This window comes from Streptomyces sp. UNOC14_S4 (assembly GCF_020740835.1).
GTDB lineage: Bacteria > Actinomycetota > Actinomycetes > Streptomycetales > Streptomycetaceae > Streptomyces.
Genome location: NZ_JAINFC010000368.1, coordinates 1 through 7,810, shown reverse-complemented (window position 1 = coordinate 7,810; position 7,810 = coordinate 1). Strand labels below are relative to the sequence as shown.

7 protein-coding genes are annotated in these 7,810 nt (G+C 72.7%); 3 read left to right on the top strand and 4 right to left on the bottom strand.

Going from position 1 to position 7,810, the window contains the following annotated elements; genetic code table 11:
- Positions 1–559, bottom strand: a 559-nt coding sequence (locus K6I34_RS26690) for a response regulator (RefSeq protein WP_229329393.1), incomplete at its 3' end; no start/stop codon positions are given.
- Positions 556–2,217, bottom strand: a complete 1,662-nt coding sequence (locus tag K6I34_RS26685; RefSeq protein WP_229329391.1) for a sensor histidine kinase — start codon at positions 2,215–2,217, stop codon at positions 556–558. The genes K6I34_RS26690 and K6I34_RS26685, both read right to left, overlap by 4 nt.
- A 150-nt stretch (positions 2,218–2,367) precedes the next feature.
- On the opposite strand from K6I34_RS26685, the gene K6I34_RS26680 reads away from it, so the two are divergent.
- The 3 genes from K6I34_RS26680 to K6I34_RS26670 all read left to right on the top strand — a co-directional run bounded on the left by K6I34_RS26680 (position 2,368) and on the right by K6I34_RS26670 (position 4,366).
- On the top strand, positions 2,368–3,756 hold the full coding sequence (locus tag K6I34_RS26680; protein ID WP_229329389.1) for a cation:dicarboxylate symporter family transporter: 1,389 nt from the start codon (positions 2,368–2,370) through the stop codon (positions 3,754–3,756).
- A 110-nt stretch (positions 3,757–3,866) separates the two neighbouring features.
- Entirely contained in the window at positions 3,867–4,118 is a 252-nt protein-coding gene (locus K6I34_RS26675) for a type II toxin-antitoxin system Phd/YefM family antitoxin (protein ID WP_229329387.1), read from the top strand.
- A complete protein-coding gene (locus K6I34_RS26670; protein ID WP_229329385.1) occupies positions 4,115–4,366 on the top strand; it encodes a type II toxin-antitoxin system RelE/ParE family toxin in 252 nt (83 codons plus the stop codon). Before K6I34_RS26675 ends, K6I34_RS26670 begins: the two co-directional genes overlap by 4 nt.
- Before the next feature lie 96 nt (positions 4,367–4,462).
- On the opposite strand, the gene K6I34_RS26665 is transcribed toward K6I34_RS26670, so the two are convergent.
- Both K6I34_RS26665 and K6I34_RS26660 read right to left on the bottom strand, forming a co-directional pair.
- A complete protein-coding gene (locus K6I34_RS26665; protein WP_229329375.1) occupies positions 4,463–6,997 on the bottom strand; it encodes an ABC transporter permease in 2,535 nt (844 codons plus the stop codon).
- A 58-nt stretch (positions 6,998–7,055) separates the two neighbouring features.
- On the bottom strand, positions 7,056–7,810 hold a 755-nt coding region (locus K6I34_RS26660), incomplete at its 5' end, for an ABC transporter ATP-binding protein (protein ID WP_229329373.1).

Sequence of the window (7,810 nt, the reverse complement as noted above, 5' to 3'; positions counted from 1 at the left end):
CCCCCGAGGACACCCCCTCCGGGCCCGCCTCGCGGATCGCCGTCGTGATCGCCTGGAGCGTGTCGAGGCTCAGCCCCTTCGGCAGGGAGGCCGGCTGCGGTGCGCGCAGGGCCGCGAGGGCGCGGTCGACTTCGTCCTGGCCGCTGGCCTCGCCCACCACCGCACGGAACTCGGCGTAGCGCACGAGCCGGTCCCGCAGCGTTGCGAACGTGAACGGTTTCAGCACGTATTGCACGACGCCCAGCGAGACCCCTTCGCGCACGACCGCGAGGTCGCGCGCGGACGTCACCGCTATCACGTCCACACCGTGCCCGGCCGAACGCAGGGAGCGGACGAGCTGGAAGCCGTGCCCGTCCGGCAGGAAGAGGTCGAGGAGCACCAGGTCGACGCCCGTCCGCTTGAGGAACTGGAGCGCGTCGCCGCGCGTGTGCGCCACCCCGGCCACCGTGAAGCCCGCCACGCGCCGTACGTACAGGGCGTGCGCCGCCGCGGCGACCGGGTCGTCCTCGACGACGAGGACCCGGATCGGACGTTCGGCCGTCCACGCGGTGGTGGTCATGGCGTCACCGCCGCCCGTACGCGCAGGGACCGCAGGGGCAGCCGGACGGTGAACTCCGCTCCCCCGCCCGGCGCTTCGGCGACGGCGACCGTGCCGCCGTTGCGCCGCGCGGCCTGCTGGACGAGGGCGAGGCCCAGCCCGCGGCCGTGCGCGGGGGAACGCTCCGCGCCGCCCGCCTTGGTGGTCCAGCCGCGCCGGAACACCTCGTCGACGGCGTCGGGGGCGACACCGGGCCCGGTGTCCGCGACGCGCAGCAGCAGGTCGCCGTCGTCCGCCCGTACCGTGACGGTGACGTACGCGCTCCGCGCGGGCCCGCCCTCGCGCAGTGCCTCCCCGGCGGCGGCGTCCACCGCGTTGTCGATCAGGTTGCCCAGGATCGTGACCAGGTCGCGGGCGGGGAGGCCGGGCGGGAGAAGGCCGTCGTCGACGCCGGTGTCGGGGGCGAGGACGAGTTCGACGCCGCGCTCGTTGGCCTGGGCGGCCTTGCCGAGCAGGAGCGCGGCGAGCACGGGCTCGGCGACGGCGGCGACGACCCGGTCGGTGAGGGCCTGGGCGAGTTCGAGTTCGGCGGTGACGAAGTCGACGGCCTCGTCGGCGCGCCCGAGCTCGATGAGGGAGACGACGGCGTGCAGGCGGTTCGCGGCCTCGTGCGCCTGGGAGCGCAGCGCCTCGGCGAAGCCGCGGACGGAGTCGAGTTCGCCGGAGAGCGCCTGGAGCTCGGTGTGGTCGCGGAGGGTCACGACCGTGCCGTTCCGCCGGCCGCCCGAGACGGGCGAGGTGTTGAGGACGACGATCCGGTCGGCGGTGAGGTGCAGCTCGTCGACGCGCGGTTCGGGCGCGAGGAGCGCGTCGGTCAGCGCGGGCGGCAGCCCGAGCTCGGTCACGCGGCGCCCGATCGCGTCGCCGTCCAGGCCGAGCAGTTCCCGGCCCCCGTCGTTGACGAGCGCGATGCGGCGTTCGCCGTCCAGCATCAGCAGGCCCTCGCGCACGGCGTGCAGCGCGGCCTCGTGGTAGTCGTGCACGCGGGCGAGCTCGGTGGCGTTCATGCCGTGGGTGTGGCGGCGCAGCCGGGCGTTGAGGAGGTAGGTGCCCGCGCCGCCGAGCGCGAGCGCGGCCACGGCGACCCCGAGCAGGCCGACGAGCTGGCGGCGGATCTCGGCGCTGATCACGTCGACGGTGATGCCGGCGCTGACGAGGGCGATCACGCGGTTCCCGTCGGTGACGGGGGCGACGGCGCGGACGGACGGGCCGAGGGTGCCGGTGTAGGTCTCGGAGAAGGTCCGGCCGTCGAGCGCGGGGCCGGTGTGGCCGAGGAAGCGCTCGCCGATGCGGTCCGGGTCGGGGTGGGTCCAGCGGGTGCCGTCCCGGTCCATGATCGTGACGAAGTCGACGCCGGTGTCGCGGCGCACCCGCTCGGCGTACGGCCGGAGCGTGGCGGCCGGGTCGGCGGAGCGGACCGCGTCCCGTACGGCCGGGGAGGCGGCGACGGCGGCCGCTGCCGCCGTCACCTGGCGCCGCGCCGCGTCCTCCGCCTGGCCCCGGTCGGCGGCGTACGCGAAGGCCGCGCAGCCCGCCACCACGGCGGCGACCAGCACGGTCTGCATCGCGAAGAGGCGGCCGGCCAGGCTGTGGGGGCGGCGTATGCGAGGTTTGCGCATGGCGGACAGTGTCACCCGGGCCCGGCCGTGAACGTAATGCACGCAAGGGTGACCGCAGTCACAGAGGCGTGCATAGTCGCCGCAGCCCCTCTCGTCGGGAGGACCCGGGAGGGCGGGGCGACAGGAGCCGCAACGACGGGGAGAAGACCCATGGCAACGACGACCCGGACGACACAGTCACCGCCGCCACCGCCCGGCCGCCGCACGACGGGCGGTGGCCGGGACCGTACGCACTACCTCTATCTCGCGGTGATCGCGGCGGTGCTCGTGGGCATCGCGGTCGGGTTCGCGGCGCCGGGGGTGGCCGTCGAGCTGAAGCCGCTGGGCACCGGGTTCGTCAACCTCATCAAGATGATGATCTCGCCGGTGATCTTCTGCACGATCGTGCTGGGCATCGGCTCCGTCCGCAAGGCGGCCAAGGTCGGCGCGGTCGGCGGGCTGGCGCTCGGCTACTTCCTGGTGATGTCGACGGTGGCGCTGGCCATCGGCCTGGTGGTCGGGAACATCCTGGAGCCGGGGAGCGGCCTGCACCTGACCGAGTCGCTGCGGCACGCGGGCGAGGCGCAGGCGAAGGGCGCGCACGAGTCGACGACCGCCTTCCTGCTCGGCATCATCCCCACCACGATGGTCTCCGCCTTCACCGGCGGCCAGGTGCTGCAGACGCTGCTGGTGGCGCTGCTCTCGGGCTTCGCGCTGCAGGCGCTGGGCCCGGCGGGCGAGCCGGTGCTGCGGGGCATCGGGCATGTGCAGAAGCTCGTCTTCCGCATCCTGTCCATGGTGATGTGGGCGGCGCCGGTGGGCGCGTTCGGCGCGATGGCGGCGGTGGTCGGGGCGACGGGCACGGACGCGCTGAAGTCCCTGGCCGTCATCATGATCGGCTTCTACATCACCTGCCTGCTCTTCGTGATCGTGGTCCTGGGCACGCTGCTGCGGCTGGTGGCGGGCGTGAGCATCTTCGCGCTGCTGAAGTACCTGGGCCGGGAGTTCCTGCTGATCCTCTCCACCTCGTCCTCCGAGTCGGCGCTGCCGCGCCTCATCGCGAAGATGGAGCACCTGGGCGTCAGCAAGCCGGTCGTGGGCATCACGGTGCCGACGGGCTACTCCTTCAACCTCGACGGCACCGCCATCTATCTGACGATGTCCTCGATCTTCGTCGCCGAGGCGATGGGCGAGCCGCTCTCGGTGAGCCAGCAGATCTCCCTCCTGCTCTTCATGATCGTCGCTTCGAAGGGTGCGGCGGGCGTGACGGGCGCGGGCCTGGCCACCCTCGCGGGCGGCCTCCAGTCCCACCGCCCCGAACTCGTCGACGGCGTCGGCCTCATCGTCGGCATCGACCGCTTCATGAGCGAGGCCCGCGCCCTGACGAACTTCGCGGGCAACGCGGTGGCCACGGTCCTCGTCGGCACCTGGACGAAGGAGATCGACAAGTCCCGGGCAGCGGAGGTGCTTTCGGGGCGGCTGCCGTTCGACGAGACGGTGCTGGCGGGGCCGGACGCGCAGGGGGAGGCACCGGAGCGGCGGGAGACGGCGGGGGTGTGACGGACGGGTGATGGTGGGGCGGGGCGGGGCGCAGGATGCGCTCCGCCCCGCCGTCGACATCAACCTCGACTCAATGTGTCACTAGATTAATCTTGTGGCATCATGTGAGCATGACTGAGATCGCGATCAGCAAGGCCCGATCCGAACTTGGCGACCTCGTACGGCGCGCCGCACACGGCCGCGAGACCATCGCACTCACCGACCATGGTCACGTCGCGGCACTTCTGGTGTCACCCCAGGTGATAGAGGATCTCGAGGACTCCCTGGCGATCGCCGAACGCGAGCGGCGGCAGGCACAGGGCACGCTCGGCGAGGGCGTCAGCCACGAAGAGGTCGGCCGCATGCTGGGGCTGCGTAAGTGACCTACAGCATCATCTGGGAGCCCGAGGCCACCAGCACCGCAGTGCGGTTCCTCAAGGAGGACCCGCAGGGTCTGGCCGCCCTGTACGACGCCGTCGATGCCCTCGCCGAGGAGCCCCGGCCTGCCAACTCCGTTCCCTTCGGCAGTGTGTACCGGCGCCTGAGAGTCGGCTCCTACCGGGCGCTGTACATCATCGACGACCACGTCATCCGCGTCCTTGTGACCCACATCGGGCGCATGTCGGCCTGAGCCCGGCGCGAACGGGCAACACCCCCTGAACACGCGACCGCCGGACGGGCCCCAGGCCCGTCCGGCGGTCGTGTCGTCACCCGCGCATCCCTCGGGTCACTGCGCCCCGATCGACTCCAGCATGTTCAGCTTCGCCGCCCGGCGCGCCGGCCAGACCGCGGCCAGGACGCCCACGGCCAGGGCCAGGAGGAGGAAGACGGCGATCCGGCCCCAGGGGACGACCATCGTGTACTGGGGGAAGGAGGAGCGCAGGAGGTGGCCGCCGGCCCAGGCGAGGAAGATGCCGGTGCCGGTGCCGAGGACCGCGCCGAACAGGGCGATCATCACCGACTCCAGGCGCACCATCTGCTTGATCCCGGTGCGGGCCAGCCCGATCGCGCGGAGCATGCCGATCTCGCGGGTGCGTTCGAAGACGGACATGGCGAGGGTGTTGACGACGCCGATGACGGCGATGACGACGGCCATGCCGAGCAGCCCGTACATCAGATAGAGGACCGAGTCGACGTTGCCCGCGGCCGCGCGGCGCAGGTCGTCCTGGCTCTGCACCTTGATGAGAGGGTTGGCGCCCAGGGCCTTCTTGATCTCGGCGGGCAGCTTGTCGGCCCGGCCGGGAGCGGCCTTGAGGTAGACCTCGTCGTCGCGCACCTTCTCCAGGTGCGGGTCGACGAGCGCCGTGCTGCCGAGGACGTTGACGAGCACGTCGTTGTCGGCGTAGACGGCGGCGACGCGCGGCGTCTCCCGCTTCCCGTCGGCGAAGTCCATCGGCAGGGTGGAGCCGACCTTCAGGCCGTGCTCGCGCGCGTACTTCTCGGAGACCGCGACCGCGTCCTTGCCGCGGACGTCGGCGAGCGCGCCGCCGGTGACCTTCAGGTCGACGACCTTGGTGAGGGCGGGGACGTCGGCGGTGGCCTGGATGCCCGCGGGGTCGTTGTTCATGTCGAAGCCGCCGAGCCGCAGCGGGACCGCGGCGGCCACGCCGGGCTGTCCGGCGAGCGTCTTGGCGACGTCCGGGGAGAAGCCATGGTAGGTGGCCGAGCTGACCTTGTAGTCGGCGGTGAGGTCCTGCTGGCTCATCCGGTCGACGCCCTGGTTCGCGGAGACCGCGACCACGGTGAGGCCGGTGATCAGGGTCAGGCCGATCATCAGCGCGGAGGCGGTCGCGGCGGTACGGCGCGGGTTGCGCAGCGCGTTCTGCCCGGCCAGCTTGCCGCTGACGCCCGTGAACCGGGCCGTGGCCTTGCCGAAGAGGGTGACGAAGGGGCGGGAGAGCAGCGGGGCGAGCACGATCACGCCCGCGACGGTGAGCGCGGAGCCCGCCGCGGCGACGGGCAGTCCGCCGCTGTCGCGGAGCGTCGTCACGTACAGCATGACCGCGAGGCCGAGGCCGGTGAGCACCGCGCCGATGGAGTTACGGACGACGAGGCTCCGCGCGGTGGGCGCCTGGTCGACGGAGGCGAGCGCCTCGACGGGGGCGATCCGGGCGGCCTTGCGGGACGGCAGCCAGGCGGCGACCACGGTGACCACGACGCCGACGGCGAGGGCGGCCAGCACGGAGCCGGGGGCCACGACCAGCGGGCCGTCGGGCAGCTCGCCGCCGGTCGAGTTCAGCACGGGTCGCAGCCCGGCGGCTATGCCGATGCCCAGGACGAAGCCCACGGCGGACGCGGCCAGCCCGAGCAGACCCGCCTCGACCAGCACGGACCGGACGACCTGACGGCGGGAGGCGCCCACGGCGCGCAGCAGCGCGATCTCACGGGTGCGCTGGGCGATGAGCATGGTGAAGGTGTTGGCGATGATGAAGACGCCGACGAAGAGGGAGATGCCCGCGAAGACGAGCAGGGTCTTGCGGATCGAGCTGGTGTCCTTGTCGATGGCCTTGGACTGCTCGGCGGCGAGCTCCTTGCCGCTCTTGGCGTCGAAGCCCTGGGGCAGGGCGTCCTTGACCGCGCGGGCCAGCGCCTCCTGGTCGGCGCCCTTGGCGGCGGAGACGACGAGTTCGCCGAACTGCCCCGGCTTGCCGAAGAGCTGCTGCGCGGTGGCGGTGTCGAACAGCGCGAGGCTGCCGCCCGCGCTCACCCGCGGGTCACGGGTCCCGACGATGCCGACGAGCTTCTTGGTCACGACCGGGCCGTCGACGGCGAGCCGCACGGGGCCGCCGAGCTTCGCCCCGGCCTTGGCCGCGGTCTTCGCGTCGAGGGCGATCTCGTCGGCCGTGGCGGGGCCACGGCCCTCCTTCACCGGGTAGCGGCTGTCCTTGCCGCCGGGCCCCGGCACGTAGTTGGCGCCGACGCTGCCCCACTCGCTGCCCGCGGGGTTGCCGTCCTTGTCGGCGACCGTGGCGACGCCGTCGACCGAGGGGCGCACGGAGGTGACGCCGGGCAGTGCGCGGACCTTGTCGACGACGCGGGTGTCGAGGGCGCCGTCGCCCTTGGCCGGGCGGCCGTGGCCCTGGGTGACGGAGACGGCGACGTCGTCGAGGCTCCTGGCCGTCTTGGCGCGGTAGGCGCCGCCGACGGTGTCGCTGAAGATCAGTGTGCCGGAGACGAAGGCGGTGCCGAGGAGGACCGCGAGCGCGGTCATCATCAGCCGGGTCTTGTGCGCGAGGAGGTTGCGCACGGCGGTACGGAGCATGCGGGGTCCTGGTCCGGGGAGAGGAGAAGGCGAGCGGGAGGGGTACGTACGGGCCGCGTCAGCTCGTACGGCCCTTGGCGTCGAAACGCTTCATCCGGTCGAGGACCGTGTCGGCGGTCGGCGCGTGGAGTTCGTCGACGACGCGGCCGTCGGCGAGGAAGATCACGCGGTCGGCGTAGGAGGCGGCGACGGGGTCGTGGGTGACCATGACGACCGTCTGCGTCAGGGCCCGTACGGACTCCTGCAGGAAGCCCAGGAGTTCGGCGCCGGAGCGGGAGTCGAGGTTGCCGGTCGGCTCGTCCGCGAAGATGATCTCGGGGCGGCCCGCGAGGGCGCGGGCGACGGCGACGCGCTGCTGCTGACCGCCGGAGAGCTGGCTCGGGCGGTGCGCGAGGCGCCCGGAGAGGCCGACGGTGCGGATGACCTGGTCGAGCCACTGCTGATCGGCCTTGCGGCCCGCGATGTCCAGGGGCAGGGTGATGTTCTCCAGCGCGGTGAGCGTCGGGAGCAGGTTGAACGCCTGGAAGATGAACCCGATCCGGTCCCGGCGGAGACGGGTGAGCTCCCGGTCGCCGAGCGAGGCCAGCTCGGCGTCGCCTATCCGCGCGGAACCGGCGGAGACGGTGTCGAGCCCGGCCATGCAGTGCATCAGGGTCGACTTGCCGGAGCCGGACGGGCCCATGATCGCGGTGAACTCACCGCGGCGGAACTCCACGGAGACCGAGTCCAGGGCGCGTACCTGGGTCTCGCCGTGCCCGTAGACCTTGCTCAGGCCGGTGGCACGGGCGGCCGCGACGGCGGGGGCGGCGGTGG